The organism is Thiocystis minor (assembly GCF_016653465.1).
Classification (GTDB): domain Bacteria; phylum Pseudomonadota; class Gammaproteobacteria; order Chromatiales; family Chromatiaceae; genus Chromatium; species Chromatium minus.
On the sequence record NZ_NHSQ01000105.1, the window covers coordinates 1 to 20,507 of the forward strand.

Sequence of the window (20,507 nt, forward strand, 5' to 3'; positions counted from 1 at the left end):
GATTGTGGGTTCCATCAGACCTCGCCGCCGCTTAATGGTGGCTGGGTCCAACCGCCGGATGCGGAAAACCGCATGTCCGGTGGTGTGGGAGGGCTGACGGGCGCAATCCCGTCAGCCCGACCCGATCCATGCCGCGCAACATCCGCGTCGAGCGTATCGATTCGAAGCCTTGGACACAGTGGCAGGGCGGACCATTCCGCCACGAATACAATTGATGACACGCCCTGGCTTCACAATTACTGACCACTGACCACTGACCACTGACCACTGACCACTGCGAATCATGATCCAAGACGAGCGGATAGTTATCGAGGGCTTCGCGGACGCGCTCTGGATCGAGCGGGGCCTGAGCGCGAATACGCTCGCGGCCTATCAGTCCGATCTGCGTGCCTTCGCTAACTGGATCGCGGCGGAACGCGGCTATGGCCTGGCCGCTGCCGCCCGCTCGGATCTGCTGGACTATCTGGCGCTGCTCTCACAGCAGGGACGCAAACCCCGCTCGACGGCGCGCCTGGTCTCCTGTCTGCGACAGTTCTATCAATATCTTCTGCACCTGGGTCTGATCCGCGAAGATCCGAGCGCCCGCGTGGAGGCGCCGAAACTGGGCCGCCCACTGCCCAAGAGTCTGAGCGAGTCCGAGGTCGAGGCGCTGCTGGGCGCGCCGGATACGCAGGATACTCGCGGACATCGCGATCGCACCATGCTGGAGGTGCTCTACGCCAGCGGCCTGCGGGTCACCGAACTGGTGACCCTGACGCCGAGCCAGGTCAGCCTGACCCAGGGGGTCGTGCGCATCGTCGGCAAGGGCGGCAAGGAGCGCTTGGTGCCCTTGGGCGAGGATGCTTGCGAATGGCTGAAAGACTATGCGAGGGGACCGCGCTTGGATCTGCTCGGTGGGCGGGTCAGTGCGTATCTGTTTCCGACTTCCCGCAGCGACTGCATGACGCGCCAGGCGTTCTGGCTCCTGATCAAGCGCTACGCGATCCTCGCCGGCGTGGTCAAGCCGCTGTCCCCGCATACCCTGCGTCATGCCTTCGCGACCCATCTGCTCAATCATGGCGCCGATCTGCGGGTCGTGCAGATGCTGCTCGGCCATAGCGACCTTTCAACCACGCAGATCTATACCCATGTGGCACGGGAGCGGCTCAAGCAGTTGCATGCGCGCCATCATCCCAGGGGCTGAGCGATGGCGAGGGTCGCGGAAGCGCAAAAATTCCAGGCTCGGCGGCAATATTTGGTATCTTGTCCCGCGCGATTCAAAATTTAAACACGTAAACCGCGTCAACTTCGACGCTTGTTCCAGTGGGTTGGGTCCGTATCGTGCCGCACCAACGACGCAGACCATGCCGAGCGCGGTTTCATGAGAGAGTCAACCATGCCATCGTTCGATGTCGTTTCCGAAATCGATCTTCAGGAAGTCCGTAACGCGGTCGATCAGGCCAATCGCGAGATTGGAACCCGGTTCGATTTCAAGGGCGTCGACGCCAGTTTCGCGCTGACCGACGGCAAAATTCTGATGACCGGAGAGCAGGAATTCCACCTCCAGCAGATGATGGATATCCTGCGTCAGAAGCTGGTCAAACGGAAACTCGATCTCGCCTGCCTGGATCCCGCAGAGCCAGTGTCCACCCTGAACGCTGCCCGTCAGGAGATTACGCTTAAGCAGGGCGTCGACACCGACACCGCCAAGCGGATGGTGAAGGCGATCAAATCAGAAAAGCTCAAGGTTCAGGCGCAGATTCAGGGCGACCAAGTGCGCGTCACCGGAAAGAAGCGCGACGATCTCCAGGAGGCCATCGCGCATCTGCGCGAGGAAGACTGGGGCTTGCCCGTACAGTTCACCAACTTCAGAGATTAGAGATTAGAGATCCCATCGCCATGAGAAGATTCCGTGATTTTGCCATTGCCGTGGCGTCCCTGACGCTCGCCACCGGTGCCTTTGCCGCCTCGCCCGAGCAGACCATTCGCGACGCCCTCGAAAAGACCGTGCCCGGCATCAAGATCAGCCGTATCGCACCGGCGCCGATCAAGGGGCTCTATGAGGTCATGGTGGGCACTGATTTGATGTATGTGACCAGCGATGGGCGTTATTTCGTCAATGGCCATATCGTCGATCTCAAGACCCGCGAGGATTTGACCGAACCGCGTCTGGCCGAGGCGCGCAAACTTCTTATCGATCGGCTTGGCGAGAGTCAGATGGTGACCTTCGGTGCGGCGGACGCCAAGCACACGGTCACCGTCTTTACCGACATCGAGTGCGGGTATTGCCGCAAGCTGCACAGTCAGATCGCCGAATACGGCAAGGAAGGCATCCGGGTGCGTTATCTGTTCTTCCCGCGCGCCGGCAAGGGCAGCCCGGCCTATGACGAGGCGGTCTCCGTCTGGTGTGCCGGCGACGATGCCGCGCGGCGCCAGGCCATGACCGATGCCAAGGCAGGAAAAAAGATCGAAGAGAAAACCTGCGACAATCCGATCGATGCGCACATGGCGCTGGGCGCCGATCTCGGGTTGCGTGGCACGCCCGCCATCCTGACCGAAAAAGGCGATCTGATCCCCGGCTATGTGGAGCCCAAGCGACTTGCGGCCGAACTCAATGGCGGGACGGGGAGTTGATCGCGCCAACTTGGATTCGCCGCTAGCCGTTTCGCTTCATGTCGCAGCGTCCAATCTCCGCTTTTCATCTCGTCTATGTCTGGCGCACCGACCAGGGTCGTGTGCGCGCGCGCAATGAAGACGCCGTTGTCGTCGACCCCGAGTGGGGGCTGGTGGTCGTCGCCGATGGTGTCGGAGGCGCCAGCGCTGGCGATGTGGCTAGCCATCTGGCGACCGAAACCATCGCGGATCGCTTTCGACGCCAGGCCATGCCGCGCAACGAGCCCGAAAAGGCGCGTCTGTTCGTCGAGGCCGCGGTCGCGGAGGCCAATATCAACATCTGGCGGCAGGGAAGGGAACAGCGCGACTTTGCTGGAATGGGCACGACTGTGGTCGTTGGTTCCGTGGGTTGGGATTGGCTGGCCATTGCCCATGTCGGCGATTCGCGCATCTATCGATTAAGAGAAGATGATTTCGAGCAACTGTCTCGCGACCATTCCTTTATCCAGGAAGTGATCGACCAGGGTTTTTTCACCTCGCGCGAAGATGCCAAGCGCTATGGCATCGGCGAGAATATCCTGACACGCGCATTGGGCTCGTCGCCGGTCGTCAAGATTTCCTCCGATGTCATCGCGCTGGCCGCGGGTGACCTCTTTGTGTTCTGTACCGATGGCTTGACCGGCATGATTCCGGATGATTGGATGCGCCAGATTCTGATGTCCGTGGACGAGAACTCGCTCGACTCGGCCGCCGATGCACTGATTCGCATCGCCAATGAGCGCGGCGGCAATGACAACATTACGTTCGCGCTGATTCAGGTGGGCGAGCGATTAAGCGGCTTCCAGAGTTAAACCTACGCGGTTTTGAGCAACTCTGGCCTAAGCGTTGAATCGAGTTCAGAATGCGGGGATTGCGGGTTTCTTGAGAAATGAAAGCCCGCGAGGTCGCGGGCTTGGCGAGCAAAAGCGGAATGCAATCAAGCGAGTTCGTCGGTCTCAATCTGCTGCATCAAGCCGAAACTCTTGACGAAGGGATTCGCCATGCGCGGATCCTTGAGCATGGCCTTGTAATCGCCGACCTTGAACTTGAGTTTGCCGGTCGCGAAGGCAGTGCCCATGCCCATCATGCCGATGCCCTTTTCGACCCATTTGAGCCAATCCTTGAGGTCGGCTCGCATGTCCCAGTTAGCGGGCGGATCGCTTTCCGACCAGGCGCCGGCGCGCACGCAGACGCCATTTTCGACCACGAACACCCCGCGCGGGTTCTCCTCGTCCTTGAAACCGCAATAGATCACGGAGTCGAAATTGATCTCGGCCAGTTTATCCTTGACCTCGGGCTCGGCATTCCAGGCATCCTTGAGATGGTTCATCCAGTCAGCGGAAAAGAGTGCGGCCATTGTGATCGGTCCTCCAGTGTGGGCAGCGAAAGAGCCAGCGCGGAGATCGCGGTGGCTGAAAATAAGCCTGAAAAAACGTTTGACTCGCAAAAACGCAAGCTAAACAAAGGATTTTGAATGGCTGTTTGATGCCTGCTGCTCACCGGCCGGATCTTCCCTGAGTATCGCCGCAGGGCGCATCCTCTTGGAGTGACAGCAGTTTATAGTTCTTCGCAGCCTTTGCACGGGCTTGCATCACTCCAAATTCTATCAGGATCTGGCGGAAAGAATACCCGCGAGAATCAGCCGAGCGTATAACCGGCATCTACGTTTAGTGTTGCGCCGGTGATCAGCCGGGCGCGCGAGGAGGCGAGAAAGAGTACAGCGTCGGCGACATCCGCGGGGGTGACGATCTGTTGCCCGAGGACATGACGACGCTGGACGGTGGATTCGATCAGTTCGGTTTGGCCGCCCCACATCTCCGAGGCGACCACGCCGGGCGCGACGCCGTTGACGCGAATACCGCGCGGCCCAAGCCCCAGGGCCAGCCGCCGGGTCAGCATGTCGAGCCCGGCCTTGCTGACCGAATAGCTGGTCGAGGTGCAGGAGGCGAACGGATGCTGGGCGCAGGCCGATGAAAGATTGATGACGACCGGCGCGGTGCCGCGCTCCAGAAGTTCGGCGCAGGCTTGGGTCAGCGCGAAGGGGGCGATCAGATTGGCCTCCAGGGTCGCCCGCCAGGCATCGACGCTTTCTTCCAGATCCCCGGAATCGAGGATGACTCCGGCGTTGTTGACCAGCACGTCCAGTCGGCCGGACTGCTCGGCGATGCTCGCGACCAGTTGCGCGCGAAAGTCCGCGTCCGTGACGTCGCCGACCAGGGCGATCAGCGTTCCGTTGACGGTCTGCTCCGACCAGCGTTCGGTTAGCCGTTCCAGCTTTCCGGGATCGCGCCCGAAGGTATACACCCGGTCGCCGGACGCCAGAAATCCCGCCACCAGTCCGGCGCCGATGCCAGAGGTGCCGCCGCTGATACAGACCACGCGGCCCGCATGATCCGGATGATCGTTCGTCTTTGACATTGCGTTAATCAATTTCGTGTTCTTCGCGTTTTTCGCGGTTCAACGGCTTTTTCCAGGTTCATCGCTCGCGCTGTCCCAGATTGGCGTGGATCAGCGCCCCGTTCAGCACTGGCGCATGAGCCGCGAAGGCGACCGCCTCGGCGATCTCCTCCGGCTCGATCAGACGGTCAAAGGCGGAGAGTCCCGTGATCGCGGCCAGCGTGTCCGGGTTGTCGCCGATCAGCGCGCGCAGTTGCTCGGTGTCGGTGAAACCGGGACAGATCATGCAGGTATGGATGCCGCGCCCGGCGAGATCCTGACAGGTCGCGCGCATCATGCCGGCCAGCGCATGTTTGGCGATGACATAGCTCGCCACCCCCGGCACCGCCTTTTCGGCCAGGGTCGAGCCGATGTAGATCAGGCTCGAACCCCGGCCCATGCGGGGAACCACCAGTTGATTCAACCCATTGGCGGCCAGGATGTTGAGTTCGAGCGCCGTGCGCAGATCCGCGCTGGGAAGGCTGTCGATCCGATCCGAGCGCATGACGGAGGCGTTATGGACCAGGCAGACCCGCCCGGCATTGGCAAGCCACGGCTGAAGCGGCGCATCCAGCGAGGCCACCGCATCGGGTTCGGCAAGATCGCAAGCGAGATTCTCGACTCCAGACTCGGGACAGGGATGGCGCGAGAGGTTGACGACGGCCCAGCCGTCGACCAGAAAGCGGGTGGCGATGGCGCGCCCGATGCCGGAGCTGGCGCCGGTGACGATCAAGAGGTTCATGCGGAAGACTCCCAGGATGAAAAGGCCCATTGTCCGAGTCCGGAGGAGACGCCGAGTTCGATGACGCGCAGATCCTGGCCGGCCAGTTCGGGGCGTTCGCGCAGTCTGGCGAGGAACAGCGCCGCCAGTTCCTCGATGGTGACGTTGCGGATCGGCAGGGGCAGGACATCGCGTTCCAGAAAGGGGATCCGCTCGTCGGCGAAGAGGGCGAAGACCATTCCCTCCTGACGCTCGATGCGCAGATAGGGCGAGCGTTGCGGCAGTAGGACCTGCTCGTCAAGTTGATCGCAAAGATCCTTCAGCGCTCGTTTGAGCACCACATAATCGAAGGCGAGCCCGTCATCGTCCACCGCTGCCGTGACGGCGCAGCGGACTTGAAAGTTGTGGCCATGGAGATTTTCCCGCTCGGTCGCCGAGAAGAGGGTAAAGTGGCCGGCGCTGAAATTGAGATAGTCCTTGCCGATCTCGATTCGAGTCAGGGGTTGCTGGGACGTCACCGTGGTATCTCCTGATCTGCGGGACTGTTTCCTTCCGGGATGGGCGAGCGGGAATTCGACTGCTCTTTACGAGGCGAAAGCGCTCATCCCGGATCGGGATGTCATTTAGGCGCCGTCCATCAACAACTTCCCTCTGTATCGGCGACTCGTCCGTCGGTTTCAGCGATTCGGGAAATCATTACTGGACGGTTTCTTAAGTTGGGGCGTCTGGTCCGGCGGATAAACCCCCGCCGCGATCTTCATCGAAACGCGCGCCCGACAGCGGCACGAAGACCACGACCGGGTTGACGGGCGTCAGTTCCGCCTCGCCCTGACCGTCACTGGTCGCGTAATGGACCAGTGCCCGTTGCAGCACCGGAAACCCCATGAAGAGTCCGAGCGCGGCGGAATCCAGCCGGTCTGGGCGGTCGCAGCGAAAACGGTAGCGCGCCGTCAAATGCGCGGGCTCCGCTGTGCCGGGGTCTTGACCGCGCATGCTGGTCCGCCGACGGTCGGAGAAATGGGCCTCCACCCTGGACTCGATCAGCCGGCAGTCGGCATTGGTGTTGAAGCGGATCATGCCGTCGCCGGCCTTCAGGTTCTCCCTGGCCAGACGCAGCGTTTCGCGCTCGTCGGCGGTCGCTGGCGCATGCTCGAAGCCGACCAGGGTTGCCGCCGGCGCGCTCAGGTCAACGAGAACCTCGGGACCGTCGGCGTTAATCGTCATGCGCGCGGTTCCCTGTACAGGCGCGGTCAGCTGGCGGGGCGGCGTTTGCCGCGCGCTCGCCGCTCCCCAAAATCCGATGGCGACGATCAGGATCGCCAGTCGGCGGCAGGCTGCGAGACGTGGCGACAGAGTCATCTCGCGTTTCAATCCGTCGACTTTCCGGCGCAGTCCGCGCAGGTGCCGATCACCTCCACCACCCGCCGTCGGGCACGGAAGCCGGTCTCGCTGGCGGCGGATTTCAGACTTTGGGCGATGGCCTCGTCCTCCAGCTCGGTCACCAAGCCGCAGTCGGCGCAGATGAGGAATTGGCTGGAGTGCGGATGATCCGGGTGGGTGCAGCCGACATAGGCGTGCAGACTCTCCAGCTTATGTACCAGTCCCTGCTCCAGTAGAAAATCCAGCGCCCGGTAGACCGTCGGTGGCGCCAGCGGGCGCGAGCCGTCGCGCATGGCTTCCAGGATTTCATAGGCGCCAAGCGGCCGGCCCGCGGCGCAAAGGATGTGCAGCACCTGTCGCCGTTGCGCCGTGAGACGCACGCCTCGCCGCTGACAGAGCGTATCGGCCTCTTCAAGCGCGGTTTCGGGCGGTTTGACATCCATCGGCGCGACCTCTCGTTCAGGTTTGGGTTGCCTGACGCAGCGCGCCGCGCCAGGTCAGAAAACGGCTCAACAGCGCCGACAGCACATAGACGCCGCCGGCCAGCAGAATCATGGTCGGACCCGCCGGCAGATCGGGACCATAGGAGAGTCCCAGCCCCAGCGAGGTGAAGAGTCCGCCGAGCAGGGTCGCGATCACCATCATGCCGCCGAGCGAGTGGACATAATGGCCGGCGATGGCGGCCGGCAGGGTCAGCAGGGCGATCACCAGGATCAGACCGACCACCTGGATCAGCAGCACCACGGTCACGGCCACCAGACAGAGCAGCAGCAGATAGAAGAAGGCCACCGGCACGCCGCGCAGTCGGGCGAATTCCTCGTCGAAGATGACGGCAAGGAATTGACGATAGAAGAGCGCCACGGTCAGCATCAGCACCAGATCCAGGCCGGCCATGAACCAGAGTTCGCGAGTCGGAACCAGCAGGATGTTGCCGAATAGAAAGCTCATGAGATCCGCGGCATAGCCGGGCGTCTTGGCGATAAAGAGGATGCCGATGGCCATGCCGATCGCCCAGAGCGCGCCGATCAGGGTGTCTTCCTGCATCTTCCAGAACAGACGCACGGTTCCGATCAGCAAGGCCGAGAGAATGGCGGCGAACAATGCGCCCAGCAGCGGGTCGAAGCCGTAATAGAGCGCGGCCCCCATGCCGCCGAGCACCGAATGCGCGATACCCCCGGCCATGAAGGCGATGCGCTTGACGACCACGAAGGTGCCGATCACACCGCAGCCGATGCTGGCCAAAAGACCGGCCAGTAGGGCGGTCTGGAGAAAGGCGTGTTCGCTCAGGGCGGAAAGGAATTGACTCATAAATTAAACCGCGTCTAGCGTGATATGGAGAGTTGCGAGTGAACTTGGCCTGCCGTTATCCGCGGTAATTGGCAAGACGCGGTTAAAATGATAAAAAATAAACACTTAAAACGCGTCCGCTGCAACGTCTTTTGGCTCATCCGTGGCTGAGTCGGTACACAAACATCACATACCCGACCGGACGCGTTTTAATGCCGATGCGCGACTAGGCGCACATGCCCGCCGTAGAGTTGCTGGATGGTCTCGGCATTCACCGCGTCGGTCCCATGATAAAGGAGCGTGCGGTTCAAACAGGCAACCCGGCTGACATAGTCCGAAATAAAGGCGATATCGTGCGAGACCAGCAGAATCGTCAGGCGTCGGTTCAGCACCGCGAGCAGATCGAAGATGTCGCTTTCGACCCGCTGATCGATATTGGCGGTCGGCTCGTCGAGGATGAGGATTTCCGCCTCTCCGGCCAGCGCCCGTGCCAGCAGCACCCGTTGCAACTGACCGCCGGACAGGGTGCCGATCCGCCGCCGGGCTAGATCCAGCGCCTCCACCTCCTCCAGCGCCCGCCGCGCGGCGTCCCGATCGGCCGCCCGATGCCAGCCAAGCATCGGCCCGATGCCCAGCCGCCCCATCGCCACCGCCTGTTCCACCGAGATGGGGAAATCGCGCGGGAAGCTCGGGAATTGTGGGACATACCCGATCCGCCGCGCGGCCTGTCGGGGCGGCTGGCCGAGTACCCGAATCTGTCCGGTCTGAGGCGCAAGCAGACCCAGGATCAGCTTCAAGAGCGTGCTTTTGCCGCCGGCATTGGGTCCGACCAGCCCGACGAATTCGCCGGGCGCAATCGATAGATTCACCTGCTCCAACACCAGCGCATCGCCATAGGAAAAACTGAGATCCCGCACGAGAATGACCGGCGCCTCCGGGCGTTCGGCGGCAGGCGGGATCGCGGAAGCCTTCTCCCTGTGATCGAACGGAGACGGCGGAAGCGTGTGTGCGAACATGGCGGGTATCCGGCGGAAAGGCTCGAATTCGTTCAATCGGCATTAACTGAATAGTATAACGTCTTTCATTCCGCTGCTTCGATCCCGCCATCCTGAGAGGACATCCGGCGCCGGTAGGATTAGGATTGCCCGCACCCGGAATCCGACGCCAAATCCTAATGACCATCTCCACGCAATTTTATTGGGCCGCCGGCCTGAGCCTCTATGTGCTGGCCGTTCTCTTTCTGACCCGACTGCCCTACCGGCGGATGGTGGAGCGTGGCATGGAGCCCATCCGGGCGGTCTATTACAACCGCAAGATTGTGCACATGCTGGCTGGAGGTGTCGGTTCGGTGATGGTCCCGCTGGTCTTCAGCGATCCCTGGTATCCGCTGGTCAGCGGATTGCTGTTGACGCTCCTGCTCGATGTGGCGCATGTCACCGGACTGAGGTTCTACTGGTTCCAGACTGGCGAGAACCGCAACGACGTCAAGTTCGCGCTGATGTGGGCCACCTCGGTCTCGCTGCTCTGGTGGATTCTGGAGAATCCCTGGCTCGCGATTCTGCCTTCACTCTATATGGCCTTCGGTGACGGCGTGACCGGGATCGTGCGCAATGCCGTCATCCGCAAACGCTCCAAGAGCCCCATCGGTAATGTCTTTATGTTGCTGGTCTGCGCGCCCATGGGTTGGATCATCGGCGGGCTGGCGACCCCGGCCATCCCGCTCTGGGGGCTGCTCTCGGCGATCGTGGCGACTGTGATCGAACGCTACGAATTTGGCCCCATCGACGACAACATTTTGATTACGGTTTCGGCCTCCGCAGTGCTTCTGTTGGGCACCTATTGGGGACCGCTGATGTAATGCACGACTAAAAAACCTTGGTGAGCGCAAAACCCGCGAGCAGCAGGAAAAAGACACCGCTTGCTTGATGCAGCCGATGCAGCGGCATGGACCTCAGCAATCGGCATCCCACCAGCACGCCTAGCGCCGAGGTCACGGACAAGGCAAGGGTGGCGCCGATCCACACCGATAGCGGCGGTAGACTGCTCGCCAGACCGGCGACCGTCAGTTGCGTCTTGTCGCCCATTTCGGCCAGCAGGATCATCAGGAAGGTCGTCAGTGCGATACCATCGACGCGACGTTCCCGTAGAACATCGCTGTCTTCGTCTTCGGTGGCGCGCAGTGACATTATCCCGAAAACCGCGAAGAGAATTGCGACAACGCCGGCCAAGACCCGCTCCGGGATCCACTGGGACAAACCGACGCCGAACACCACGGCCAAGGTATTTAGCACCACGAAGGCGGCAATGGAGCCGACCAGAACCGGCCCGTGTCGATGTCTTGCCGCGAGCGTCATGCAGACAAGTTGCGATTTGTCGCCCAGTTCAGCGAGAAAGACGAGACCAAAGGTCGTGACCGCGGGGGCCAGCCAGGCAATCGGATCGGACATGGAAGACGCTGCTGGGGGCCGGGCAATGAAACCTTCGGACCAGGCGAAACGCGCCCAGCCCCAGCCAGACATCGCGCCAAATCCGAGGTCTCGTCAAGCCGAATGACCGCCTGCGCCATGGTGTCGCCACCAAGTCTGTTGACACAGGCCCCTTCCGTTGCGGAAGGGCGACTACTCCCCTCAAGACCGGCAAAATCTATCGGTCTGGCGCCGAACTGTCAATTTTTCGATTGAAAGCGCGCGTCGGTGAAGCCATTCGCAACGTGTCAAGGGCATTGGCGGGTGTGTCGCCGTGGATTGCAATCGTCCCCGCTTGTTCGACAATGAATACAAATAGACACGTTGAACCCATCGACGCATGCAGTCTAAACCGCGTCCAGTACGCGACGCATGATGCAACGTCCGGACAGGAGAGGAGGAGTGCGATGATTGCTGACACGATGAAGACGGTCGTGCCCACGCGCTATTGGCACGGTCTTGAAGACGGACGGGTTCAGTGCGATCTCTGCCCGCGTTTCTGCCGCATCAAGGAGGGACAGCGCGGCCTGTGTTTCGTGCGCGCCTGCGAGCAGGGCGAGATTGTGCTGACGACCTATGGGCGGTCCTCCGGATTCTGCGTCGACCCGATCGAGAAGAAACCGCTCAACCACTTTTTGCCGGGCACCCCGGTGCTTTCGTTCGGCACCGCCGGCTGCAATCTGACCTGCCGCTTCTGCCAGAATTGGGATATGAGCAAGTCGCGCGAGATGGATACCCTGGCCGATCAGGCGGCGCCCGAGACCATCGCGCGCGCCGCCGAATCGCTGGGCTGTCGCAGCGTGGCCTATACTTACAACGATCCGGTTATTTTTCTAGAATACGCCGTCGATGTGGCGAAGGCGTGCCGGGCGTGCGGGATCAAATCGGTCGCGGTCACCGCGGGCTACATCTGTCCCGAACCGCGTGCCGAATTCTTCGCGTGGATGGATGCCGCCAATGTCGATCTCAAGGGGTTTTCGGAGGATTTCTACCACAGACTCTGTAGCGGCCATCTGCAACCCGTGCTGGAGACCCTGGAATACCTGGTCCATGAGACCTCGGTCTGGGTCGAGATTACCACCCTGTTGATCCCTGGCGAGAACGATTCGGATGCCGAATTGGAGGCTATGACCCAGTGGGTGTTCGAGCATCTGGGGCCGGATGTGCCCATGCATTTCACCGCATTTCATCCCGATTACAAGATGCTCGATTATCCGGCGACGCCGCCGGAGACCCTGACCAGGGCGCGCTCCATTGCCCTGGGAAATGGCGTGCGCCATGCCTATACGGGGAACGTCCATGACGACGCGGGCGGCAGTACCTATTGTTACCATTGCGGTCACAAGCTGATCGGGCGGGATTGGTACGTGCTTTCGGATTGGAATCTGACGGCTGAAGGCTGCTGCAATCAGTGCGGGACGGTGTGTGCGGGAGTCTTCGAGGGACATCCGGGAACCTGGGGAGGGCGACGCCTGCCGGTGCGGTTGCGCGATTTTGCCCGTTAAGCGAGTCTAGCGAAGCAATCGCTGTCGTCGTCTCAGCGACAGCGATTGGCCAGATGATCGATGTTAAGAGGGTTGCGAACTCCCCGCAAATCGCTGATTCGGAAAATACAATATTTCCGCTGATCGGCGGGGCCGCGGGACGTCTCAGCCCGTGATCGCCGCAAAGGTCTCCGCTGCGGCGTCCAGCGTCTTCTGGATGTGTCCATCAGAGTGCGTACTGGAAACGAAACCGGCCTCGAACGCGGAGGGGGCAAGATAGACGCCGCGATCGAGCATGCCGTGGAAGAAGGCTTTGAACCGCTCCTGATCGCACCGGGTGGCCTGGTCGTAATTCGTCACCCGCTCGCCAGTGAAGAAAAGCCCGAACATGCCGCCGACCTGATTGGTGCTGAAGGGGATGCCAGCGGCATCGGCGCGTTCCTGCAAGCCGCCGAGCAGTTTGGCGGTGGTGGCGGCGAGTCGGTCATGGAAGCCGGGCGCGGAGATCAGTTCCAGGGTCTTGAGTCCGGCGGCCATGGCGATCGGGTTGCCGGAGAGGGTGCCGGCCTGATAGACCGGTCCGAGCGGCGAGAGACGCGACATGATCTCGCGCCTGCCGCCGAAAGCGCCGACCGGCATGCCGCCGCCGATGACCTTGCCGAGCGCGGTCAGGTCGGGCGTGATGCCGTACAGCCCCTGGGCGCAGCCGAGCGCGACCCGGAAGCCGGTCATGACCTCGTCGAAGATCAACAGCGCGCCGGACTGGTCGCAGACCTCGCGCAGCCCTTCCAGAAAGCCCAGTACCGGCGGGATGCAGTTCATGTTGCCGGCGACCGGCTCGACGATGATGCAGGCGATCTCGGAACCGATGGCGGCGAAGGTCTCGCGCACTTGCTCCAGATCGTTGTAGCGCAGCGTGATGGTCAGTTCGGCCAGCGCCGCCGGGACGCCAGGCGAACTGGGTTCGCCGAAGGTCAGGGCGCCGGAGCCGGCCTTGACCAGCAGCGAGTCGGCGTGGCCGTGATAACAGCCCTCGAATTTCACGATCTTGTCGCGTCCGGTATAGCCGCGCGCCAGACGCAGCGCGCTCATGGTCGCCTCGGTGCCGGAGCTGACCATGCGCACCATGTCCATGCTCGGGACCAGTTCGCAAACCTTGTCGGCCATGACGGTTTCGAGTTCGGTCGGGGCGCCGAAGGAGAGCCCCTTGTCGAGCCGCTCGCGTACCGCCGCCAGCACCTCGGGATGGGCGTGACCCAGGATCATCGGACCCCAGGAGCCGACATAATCGATATAGCCTTTGCCGTCGGCATCGAAGACCTCGGGGCCGGCGGCGCGCTCGAAGAACACCGGATCGCCGCCGACCCCGCGAAACGCGCGCACCGGCGAATTGACCCCGCCGGGGATGTGGCGTTGCGCGGCCTGGAAAAGATCATGGGAACGGGTCATCGGGTGTGCTCCTTCGGAAACAGGTTGGTGTAGGCGCGGGCGGCGGCGGCGATGTCGGGCTGGTCGAAGACGCCAGTGACGACCGCGAGCATCCGGGCGCCCGCCGCGATCAATGAGCCGCCATTTTGTGGCGTGATCCCGCCAATCGCAACTGGCGGGATGCACAGACGCCGACGCGCCTCGGTCAGGAGGCGCGGATCGGCGCGCACCGCCTGCGGTTTGGTGAGTGAGGGAAAGAAGCTGCCGAAGGCGAGATAGCTGGCGCCGGCCTGCTCGGCGGCCTCGGCGAGCGACCAATCGTCGTAACAGGAGACGCCGATGATGGCGTCGTCTCCGAGTCGCTCGCGGGCCTGGCGCGGGTCGGGATCGTCGCGGCCCAGATGGACGCCGTCCGCGTCCAAGTCGACTGCCAGCGCCAGATCGTCGTTGACGATGAGCGGGATGCCCGCGTCGCGGCAGAGCCTCAGCAGGGCCGCGCCCCGGTCATGGCGTCCCTGGGAGTCGGAATGCTTGTCGCGATACTGGATCAGCCGGGCGCCGCCTTCGATTGCCTGGGCGACCTGTGCGGTGAGCGAGGCGGGGCTGTTCGAGGCTTCCGGGGTGATGGCGTAGAGGCCGGTCAGATGATGGATCATGGTGCCGTTGTCAGTTGTCGTGATCGTGATCGTGATCGTTGTCGTTGTCGTTGTCGTTGTCGTTGTCGTTGTCGAGTGAATGATAAAACCGGTTCGGCGTGAGTTGGCAGCGGCCGGAGCGAAAGGCTTGCTGGAGGCTCTTCCAGGTATACGCCTGTGCGGCGTCGACGGCGTCCATCAGCGGCATCCCCAGGGCGATTCGGGCCGCGATGGCGCTCGCGAGCGTGCAGCCGGAGCCATGATACTCGCCGGCCAGTCGCGGCCAGTCCCAATCCCGCCGCTCGCCGTTGGCGCCATGCAGACGATTGGTGACCTGTCGGGTATCGTCATGGGTGCCGGTGATCAAGACCCAGCGCGCGCCCATCTCCAGCAGGCGCGCGGCACCGTCGGCGGGCGATTCGACGTCGGTCAGCGTGCGCGCCTCGGGCAGGTTGGGGGTGATCATGGTGCAGCGCGGGATGAGCTGCTGGCGTAGCTGCTCCAGCAGCGCCGTGTCGGCAACCCGCTGACCGGTGCCGGAGGCCAGCACGGGGTCGAGGATGACCGGGAGTTGCGGGTGCGCGTCGACGAGGCGGACGATCGCCTCGGCGATCCGTGCATCGCCAATCAGACCGACCTTCAGCACGCGGGGTGCGCTGTCGTGGATGAGCGCCCGGCATTGGGCCTCGACTTGTTCGGGCGGTTGCGGATAAAGGTGGCGCAGACCGCAGGTATCCTGGTCGGTCAGCGCGCTGACGACGGTGACGGCAAAGGCGCCGGCGGCCTGGATCGCCTCGGCATCGGCGAGGATCCCCGCGCCGCCGCTCGGGTCGTGGCCGCCGATGCAGAGCACGACGCGGCGCTGTGTGGAGACGTTCATGTTTGCAAGTCCTCGCATGGATACAGGTTGGATCGCCATCGCTCCGTCTTCCGCCGCCGCCGCGGGGGCAACGTGATCCGTTGGGTTGCATTGCATTGAGATCCCGCAGGGAAGCCCCTAGCTTATGACGGATTTACATGAAGGTATGTCGTGTCTATCGAATGTGATCATGGCGTGCAAGTTCGCCGTTGCTGTTGAACGGGAGTGGTGTGATGAAGACCTATCAGTGTGTGGTGTGTGGACTGATCTACGATGAGGCGCAGGGCTGGCCGCAAGACGGTATCGCTCCGGGGACCAAATGGGAAGATGTCCCGATGAATTGGAAATGCCCGGAGTGCGGAGTCGGCAAGGAAGATTTCGATCTGGTCGAGATTTAACCCTAAGGTATTTCCGAGTTTGTCTCGCTGCGTCTCCCATGGATGGATTTCTCGTCTACAATCGCAGGCATGGACGCAATGATTCAACAAACTCGGTTTGACGCCCCGCGCATCTTCCATGACGTTGCGACGCTTGCTCGGCGCTACTGCGACATCATCGACCTATCCGGGAGCGATTGGCAGCATTGGTTGCGAGAGATTGCGAATCTGTTGCCACGATTACAGGTCGCCATCGTTTCGTTGAGGGTCGATGGACGCGATTTCGCCCCGATATACTTCATGGATCTGGATGCCCGCTTCGAATTGTTTGCCCATCTGCACCGGCTTCTGGCCGACCGTGACAGCTACTGGCTGGAATTCGATTCTAGCAACGAGGGGGCGGATGCCATGACGGGGAGTCTCGCCGATGATCTGACCGATATTTACTGCGAGTTGAAGCAGGGTTTGCTGTTGTACGAGCTGGATCCGGACGATGCCTTTGCCGCTTGGTCGAGTGGATATGAGCGGCATTGGGGCCGGCATCTGATCGATGCCGACCGCCATTTGGCGATGCTTGGAGCGCAAGAGCGTCTCGACCGCTAACCTTGTCTTTTACGCTGGTATCATTCGTCGTCTTTCTGCTAATATCGCCCGCCAGTTTGTACTCTATCCAGAGGTTTTGCTCATGTCCGCAGTGATCAACGAAATGGAGCTGACGCTGACTCAGCCGGCTCAGACAAAGATGAGCGATTTGTTTCGGCAGGTCGACGACAATGTCCAGGGTGTCCGCGTCTTTGCGACCGCGGGCGGTTGCAGCGGGATTAGTTTTGGCATGACCTTTACCGATGTCATCAATGACGACGACGGCGTTCTGTCGTTCGACGGTTTCAAGGTGATTGTCGATGACGGAACTCTTGAGTACCTGCGTGGCGTCGAAATTGACTTCGTCGATCAGGACGACGGCAATGCGACCTTCGTGTTCAATAATCTTCCGCAAATGGGCGGGAGTTGCGGGAGTTGCGGATCGTCTTCTTCCGGTGGCGGTTGCTCCTGATTCGCCGCTTATGGCTTCGCCCCTCCGCAAGACCGGTTAGTCAATTCCAGGTTCTTGAAGCGGAACAGCAAATAACGCGGACAGTATTTTTGATAAAGCGGCTTCTGCCGCTTTTTGTTTTTGAGGATCGAGATGATATCCAAGCCAACCATCGGAATGCGCAGTGTCTGCTCAACCAACCAATAGTGCATCCGACATGATTCGGATCGGAATCGTGGGCGGTACCGGCTACACGGGGGCCGAGCTGCTCCGTATCCTGGCGCGCCATCCGCGGGCGTCGATTTCGGTCATTACGTCCAGGAGCGAGTCGGGGCTGTCGGTCGCCGAGTTGTTTCCGCATCTGCGCGGTCGGATTGACCTGCGTTTTACCGAACCGGACAGCGGCGCGCTCTCCGAGTGCGATCTGGTTTTTTTCGCCACGCCGAACGGGACCGCCATGCGATCCGCTCCGGAACTCCTGGATCGCGGCGTTCGGGTGATCGATCTGGCGGCGGATTTCCGACTGAAGGATCCCGCAGTCTGGGAGCAGTGGTACGGGATGCCCCATCACTGCCCGGAACGCCTGGCGGAGGCGGTCTACGGACTGCCGGAACTCAATCGGGCGGCCGTCCGGACAGCGCGTCTGGTCGCCAATCCAGGGTGTTATCCAACCGCGGTGACGTTGGGCTTTCTTCCCTTGCTGGAGGCGCGGGCGATCGATCCCTCGTGGCTCATCGCGGATGCGAAATCCGGCGCCAGCGGGGCTGGCCGCAAGGCGGCCACGGGTCTGCTGATGGCTGAAATCGGCGAGAGCTTCAAGGCGTACTCGGTGACGGGCCATCGTCATGCGCCTGAGATTGCGCAGAACCTCGTGCAGTTTTCGGGCGTCGAAGTAAATTTGACCTTCGTGCCGCATCTGGTGCCCATGATCCGCGGGATCGAAGCAACCCTCTACGCCCGTCTCACGGATCCGGCGGTCGACCTTGAACGTTTGTACGCCGAGCGCTATGCCGGCGAGGCGTTCATCGATCTGATGCCGGGCGGCCATCCGGATACCCGTTCCGTGCGGGGGGCGAATCTCTGCCGGATCGCGGTCTCGCGCCAGGGAGACGCCGGAGTCGTGGTGGTGCAGTCGGTGATCGACAATCTCGTCAAAGGGGCTGCGGGTCAAGCCGTTCAGAATATGAATCTGATGTTTGGCCTCGATGAAGCGATGGGCTTGGAGTCATTGGCCCTATTACCTTGAGGCTTGAACAAGCGGCCGAGAAGACGCATTTCCATCTAAATAACACATTCTTTTCGAGGATGACGTCTCTCATGAATGCAGAAGCAGAGCTCGATACCCCGCTGATTTTCACGACCTCCGCTGCCTCGAAGGTCGCTCAACTCATCGAGGAGGAAGGTAATTCCGGTTTGATGCTGCGTGTCTATATTCAGGGCGGCGGCTGCTCGGGTTTTCAGTATGGTTTCACCTTCGATGAGGAGATCCAGGAAGGGGACACCGAAATCGTCACCGATGGGGTTAAATTAGTTGTCGACCCAATGAGCATGCAATATCTGATGGGCGCGGAGATCGACTACACGGAAGGTCTTCAGGGTGCCCAGTTCGTTATTCGGAATCCGAACGCAACCACGACCTGCGGCTGCGGTTCCTCGTTTTCCGCCTGAACAACCGGGTAGATGACCGCTGGAGGCTAGCGGGCTTCGCTCGCGGTCTCCGCGGGAGGAACGGTCGATGAATCCGCTTTGTTTGGCGGGATTTGTAGCGGGATGATTTGTCGATTCGTGTTGATCGTCGGCTCGCTCTCCCTGGGCGCCGCCGCGAACCACTGATAGGCCGTATAGCCGACGGCCGCCAGAACGCAGACTGTCAGGATCTTCAGGATCGCCTTCATGGGGCTTCTTCGAGGCTTGCGAAGCGGCCATTCCTTCTGTTGAAATTTGTAGTCGCGCATCATAAAAAACTGCAAAATCAATGAAAAACGATGTTTCTCCAAGTGTAGTCGGAAAACCTGTCGGGGAACAAGCGAGCGACGCCCTCCGTTTTCTCTTCCCGCGCTTGTGCGAGCCGATCGATCATCGTACCCTCGCGCGTTTTGCCTGACCCGGCATCCCGACCAGACATCAGTCAAGGAGTCATCGTTATGGACTCGCTCGAACGTTCGTTCGCGCTCATCCAGCGCGGTACCGAAGAAATCCTGCTCGAAGACGCATTACGTAAAAAACTCGCGCAGAAGCGACCCCTGCGGATTAAGGCGGGATTCGATCCGACCGCGCCCGATCTTCATCTTGGTCATACGGTTCTGATCCAGAAATTGCGCCAGTTTCAGGATCTCGGTCATGAAATCCTGTTTCTGATTGGCGATTTCACTGGGATGATTGGCGATCCAACGGGGAAGAGCGCGACCCGCAAACCGTTGACGCGCGAGCAGATCCAGCAAAACGCGGAAACCTATCAAGAACAGGTTTTCCGCATCCTCGATCCAGACAAGACGCGTGTCGTCTTTAACTCGGAGTGGCTGGAAAAACTCGGTGCTGCCGGGCTGGTCCAGCTTGCGGCGCAGCAGACGGTTGCCCGTATGCTGGAGCGGGACGATTTCTCGAAACGCTACAAGTCGGGCCAGCCCATTGCCATTCACGAATTTCTCTACCCGCTCATCCAGGGCTACGACTCGGTGGCCCTGAAGGCCGATGTCGAATTGGGCGGCACGGACCAGAAATTCAATCTTCTGGTGGGACGCCAACTGCAGGCGATCTACGGCCAGGAACCCCAGGTCGTGATCACGCTGCCAATCCTAGAGGGATTGGATGGCGTGCAGAAAATGTCGAAATCGCTTGGAAACTATATCGGGATCACGGATCCGCCCGACGAGATGTTTGGCAAACTCATGTCGATCTCCGACGATCTGATGTGGCGTTATTTTGAACTGCTGAGTTGCCGCGAGATGTCGGAGATTCTCGCCTGGCAGTCCGCCATGCGCGACGGAGCCAACCCGCGCGATATCAAGTTCGAGCTTGGGTTGGAGCTGGTGACACGCTTCCATGGCCCGGATCAGGCTAGACAGGCGCTGGATGGCTTCCTCGCCCGCTTTCAGCGTGGCGTCTTGCCCGATGATCTTCCGGAGATCAGCCTCGCGTGCGGCGAAGACGGCGTGCTTGCAATTGCCAATCTATTGAAGGATGCGAACCTCGTGAAGAGCACGTCCGAGGGGATCCGCATGATCGGGCAAGGGGCGGTGCGCATTGATGGCGAGCGCATTGAGGATGCGCATTTGAGCTGTCCTGTTGGTAGCTGTCATGTTTATCAGGTGGGAAAACGCAAATTTGCGAAGATTCACCTGACCTGAGCGCTTGCTTGCGCGAGACCGCTTTGTTCATTCTGGCATCGGGTTCTTGCAGGCAGGCAGGCAGGCAGGCGGAAGCGGGTTTTTCCCTGTTTCTGGCCTGTCGCTCGCTAGCGTGGCTCCGACAGTGACGGGACAAGCCAAAAAATGATCGGTTTTCGGCTTTTTCAAGTTGACACCTCCCTCTCTGGCTTGGTAGAGTGATCGGCTTGCTCAGGAGGGGCGGAATGGCGGAACATGCGGAACGGAGTTGAGTCGACGAGGGGGGTTGACAAGCGAGCGAGGGAGCGTAGAATGGTTGGTCTTGGCGGTGCGGAAGTTTACGAGTTTCGGCATTGTCCAGCAGTTCTTTAGCAATTTGTTCAGATGTTTTGTGTGGGTGCTCCGGGTGTCTTTTGCGGTCTGAAGACATTGGCGAACCGCTGAT

At 61.1% G+C, this 20,507-nt stretch carries 25 protein-coding genes and 1 riboswitch; of the genes, 12 read left to right on the forward strand and 13 right to left on the reverse strand.

The genetic code is table 11. The features are described from left to right. The first annotated feature begins 283 nt into the window (after positions 1–283). The 4 genes from xerD (at position 284) to CCR95_RS14880 (ending at position 3,443) form a co-directional block, all read left to right on the forward strand. Entirely contained in the window at positions 284–1,183 is a 900-nt protein-coding gene (gene xerD, locus CCR95_RS14865; RefSeq protein WP_201095873.1) for a site-specific tyrosine recombinase XerD, read from the forward strand. Between the two features lie 192 nt (positions 1,184–1,375). Continuing rightward, positions 1,376–1,858, forward strand: a complete 483-nt coding sequence (locus CCR95_RS14870; RefSeq protein WP_201095876.1) for a YajQ family cyclic di-GMP-binding protein — start codon at positions 1,376–1,378, stop codon at positions 1,856–1,858. 20 nt (positions 1,859–1,878) lie between these two features. Then, a complete protein-coding gene (locus tag CCR95_RS14875) occupies positions 1,879–2,613 on the forward strand; it encodes a DsbC family protein (protein WP_201095878.1) in 735 nt (244 codons plus the stop codon). Between the two features lie 38 nt (positions 2,614–2,651). Further along, positions 2,652–3,443 (forward strand): PP2C family protein-serine/threonine phosphatase, encoded by a 792-nt coding sequence (locus CCR95_RS14880; RefSeq protein WP_201095880.1) that lies wholly within the window; start codon positions 2,652–2,654, stop codon positions 3,441–3,443. Between the two features lie 125 nt (positions 3,444–3,568). Here the strand turns inward: CCR95_RS14880 and CCR95_RS14885 are convergent, their stop codons facing one another. The 8 genes from CCR95_RS14885 to CCR95_RS14920 all read right to left on the reverse strand — a co-directional run bounded on the left by CCR95_RS14885 (position 3,569) and on the right by CCR95_RS14920 (position 9,471). Further along, the gene (locus CCR95_RS14885) at positions 3,569–3,988 is read right to left on the reverse strand and encodes an SCP2 sterol-binding domain-containing protein (RefSeq protein WP_201095888.1); all 420 of its coding nucleotides are present in this window, start codon (positions 3,986–3,988) and stop codon (positions 3,569–3,571) included. 281 nt (positions 3,989–4,269) lie between these two features. After that, positions 4,270–5,049 carry an SDR family NAD(P)-dependent oxidoreductase gene (locus CCR95_RS14890; RefSeq protein ID WP_201095890.1) on the reverse strand — a complete coding sequence of 260 codons (780 nt, stop codon included), beginning with the start codon at positions 5,047–5,049 and terminating at the stop codon, positions 4,270–4,272. A gap of 58 nt (positions 5,050–5,107) precedes the next feature. Further along, the gene (locus CCR95_RS14895; protein WP_201095892.1) at positions 5,108–5,809 is read right to left on the reverse strand and encodes an SDR family NAD(P)-dependent oxidoreductase; all 702 of its coding nucleotides are present in this window, start codon (positions 5,807–5,809) and stop codon (positions 5,108–5,110) included. Further along, positions 5,806–6,306, reverse strand: a complete 501-nt coding sequence (locus CCR95_RS14900; protein WP_201095894.1) for a 6-carboxytetrahydropterin synthase — start codon at positions 6,304–6,306, stop codon at positions 5,806–5,808. Before CCR95_RS14900 ends, CCR95_RS14895 begins: the two co-directional genes overlap by 4 nt. Positions 6,307–6,499: 193 nt before the next feature. Continuing rightward, on the reverse strand, positions 6,500–7,147 hold the full coding sequence (locus tag CCR95_RS14905; RefSeq protein ID WP_201095896.1) for a ZrgA family zinc uptake protein: 648 nt from the start codon (positions 7,145–7,147) through the stop codon (positions 6,500–6,502). Positions 7,148–7,155: 8 nt separating this feature from the next. After that, positions 7,156–7,611, reverse strand: a complete 456-nt coding sequence (locus CCR95_RS14910; RefSeq protein ID WP_201095898.1) for a transcriptional repressor — start codon at positions 7,609–7,611, stop codon at positions 7,156–7,158. A 16-nt stretch (positions 7,612–7,627) separates the two neighbouring features. Next, positions 7,628–8,476 carry a metal ABC transporter permease gene (locus CCR95_RS14915; protein ID WP_201095900.1) on the reverse strand — a complete coding sequence of 283 codons (849 nt, stop codon included), beginning with the start codon at positions 8,474–8,476 and terminating at the stop codon, positions 7,628–7,630. 188 nt (positions 8,477–8,664) lie between these two features. Beyond that, entirely contained in the window at positions 8,665–9,471 is an 807-nt protein-coding gene (locus CCR95_RS14920; protein WP_207188641.1) for a metal ABC transporter ATP-binding protein, read from the reverse strand. 158 nt (positions 9,472–9,629) lie between these two features. Between CCR95_RS14920 and CCR95_RS14925 the strand changes: the two genes are divergently transcribed. Next, the gene (locus CCR95_RS14925; protein WP_201095902.1) at positions 9,630–10,313 is read left to right on the forward strand and encodes a hypothetical protein; all 684 of its coding nucleotides are present in this window, start codon (positions 9,630–9,632) and stop codon (positions 10,311–10,313) included. Positions 10,314–10,320: 7 nt separating this feature from the next. Here CCR95_RS14925 and CCR95_RS14930 read toward each other — a convergent pair whose 3' ends face one another. Then, positions 10,321–10,902 (reverse strand): TMEM165/GDT1 family protein, encoded by a 582-nt coding sequence (locus CCR95_RS14930; RefSeq protein WP_201095903.1) that lies wholly within the window; start codon positions 10,900–10,902, stop codon positions 10,321–10,323. A gap of 66 nt (positions 10,903–10,968) precedes the next feature. Further along, positions 10,969–11,095, reverse strand: a riboswitch (yybP-ykoY riboswitch). Between the two features lie 232 nt (positions 11,096–11,327). On the opposite strand from CCR95_RS14930, the gene amrS reads away from it, so the two are divergent. Next, the gene (amrS, locus tag CCR95_RS14935; RefSeq protein ID WP_201095905.1) at positions 11,328–12,425 is read left to right on the forward strand and encodes an AmmeMemoRadiSam system radical SAM enzyme; all 1,098 of its coding nucleotides are present in this window, start codon (positions 11,328–11,330) and stop codon (positions 12,423–12,425) included. A gap of 144 nt (positions 12,426–12,569) precedes the next feature. On the opposite strand, the gene hemL is transcribed toward amrS, so the two are convergent. The 3 genes from hemL to thiD are packed head-to-tail and all read right to left on the reverse strand — an operon-like array spanning position 12,570 to position 15,347. Continuing rightward, a complete protein-coding gene (hemL, locus tag CCR95_RS14940) occupies positions 12,570–13,853 on the reverse strand; it encodes a glutamate-1-semialdehyde 2,1-aminomutase (protein WP_201095907.1) in 1,284 nt (427 codons plus the stop codon). Then, complete coding sequence (gene thiE, locus CCR95_RS14945; RefSeq protein ID WP_201095909.1) at positions 13,850–14,488, reverse strand: thiamine phosphate synthase; 639 nt, start codon at positions 14,486–14,488, stop codon at positions 13,850–13,852. The genes hemL and thiE overlap by 4 nt, the downstream gene beginning before the upstream one ends. Before the next feature lie 10 nt (positions 14,489–14,498). Continuing rightward, positions 14,499–15,347, reverse strand: coding sequence for a bifunctional hydroxymethylpyrimidine kinase/phosphomethylpyrimidine kinase (gene thiD / locus CCR95_RS14950; protein ID WP_201095911.1), 849 nt, complete (start codon positions 15,345–15,347; stop codon positions 14,499–14,501). A gap of 212 nt (positions 15,348–15,559) precedes the next feature. Here thiD and CCR95_RS14955 point away from each other — a divergent pair, with 212 nt between their 5' ends. The 5 genes from CCR95_RS14955 to erpA all read left to right on the forward strand — a co-directional run bounded on the left by CCR95_RS14955 (position 15,560) and on the right by erpA (position 18,404). Further along, positions 15,560–15,724 (forward strand): rubredoxin, encoded by a 165-nt coding sequence (locus tag CCR95_RS14955; RefSeq protein WP_201095913.1) that lies wholly within the window; start codon positions 15,560–15,562, stop codon positions 15,722–15,724. Between the two features lie 78 nt (positions 15,725–15,802). Further along, positions 15,803–16,306, forward strand: a complete 504-nt coding sequence (locus CCR95_RS14960) for a DUF5063 domain-containing protein (RefSeq protein ID WP_201095915.1) — start codon at positions 15,803–15,805, stop codon at positions 16,304–16,306. Positions 16,307–16,388: 82 nt separating this feature from the next. Then, complete coding sequence (locus tag CCR95_RS14965; RefSeq protein ID WP_201095920.1) at positions 16,389–16,757, forward strand: HesB/IscA family protein; 369 nt, start codon at positions 16,389–16,391, stop codon at positions 16,755–16,757. A 196-nt stretch (positions 16,758–16,953) separates the two neighbouring features. Next, on the forward strand, positions 16,954–17,982 hold the full coding sequence (argC, locus tag CCR95_RS14970; RefSeq protein WP_201095921.1) for an N-acetyl-gamma-glutamyl-phosphate reductase: 1,029 nt from the start codon (positions 16,954–16,956) through the stop codon (positions 17,980–17,982). A 71-nt stretch (positions 17,983–18,053) separates the two neighbouring features. After that, a complete protein-coding gene (erpA, locus tag CCR95_RS14975; RefSeq protein WP_201095916.1) occupies positions 18,054–18,404 on the forward strand; it encodes an iron-sulfur cluster insertion protein ErpA in 351 nt (116 codons plus the stop codon). Positions 18,405–18,430: 26 nt separating this feature from the next. On the opposite strand, the gene CCR95_RS14980 is transcribed toward erpA, so the two are convergent. After that, positions 18,431–18,631, reverse strand: a complete 201-nt coding sequence (locus CCR95_RS14980; RefSeq protein ID WP_201095917.1) for a hypothetical protein — start codon at positions 18,629–18,631, stop codon at positions 18,431–18,433. A 249-nt stretch (positions 18,632–18,880) separates the two neighbouring features. On the opposite strand from CCR95_RS14980, the gene tyrS reads away from it, so the two are divergent. After that, positions 18,881–20,083 carry a tyrosine--tRNA ligase gene (tyrS, locus tag CCR95_RS14985; protein WP_201095918.1) on the forward strand — a complete coding sequence of 401 codons (1,203 nt, stop codon included), beginning with the start codon at positions 18,881–18,883 and terminating at the stop codon, positions 20,081–20,083. Positions 20,084–20,507 lie beyond the last annotated feature (424 nt).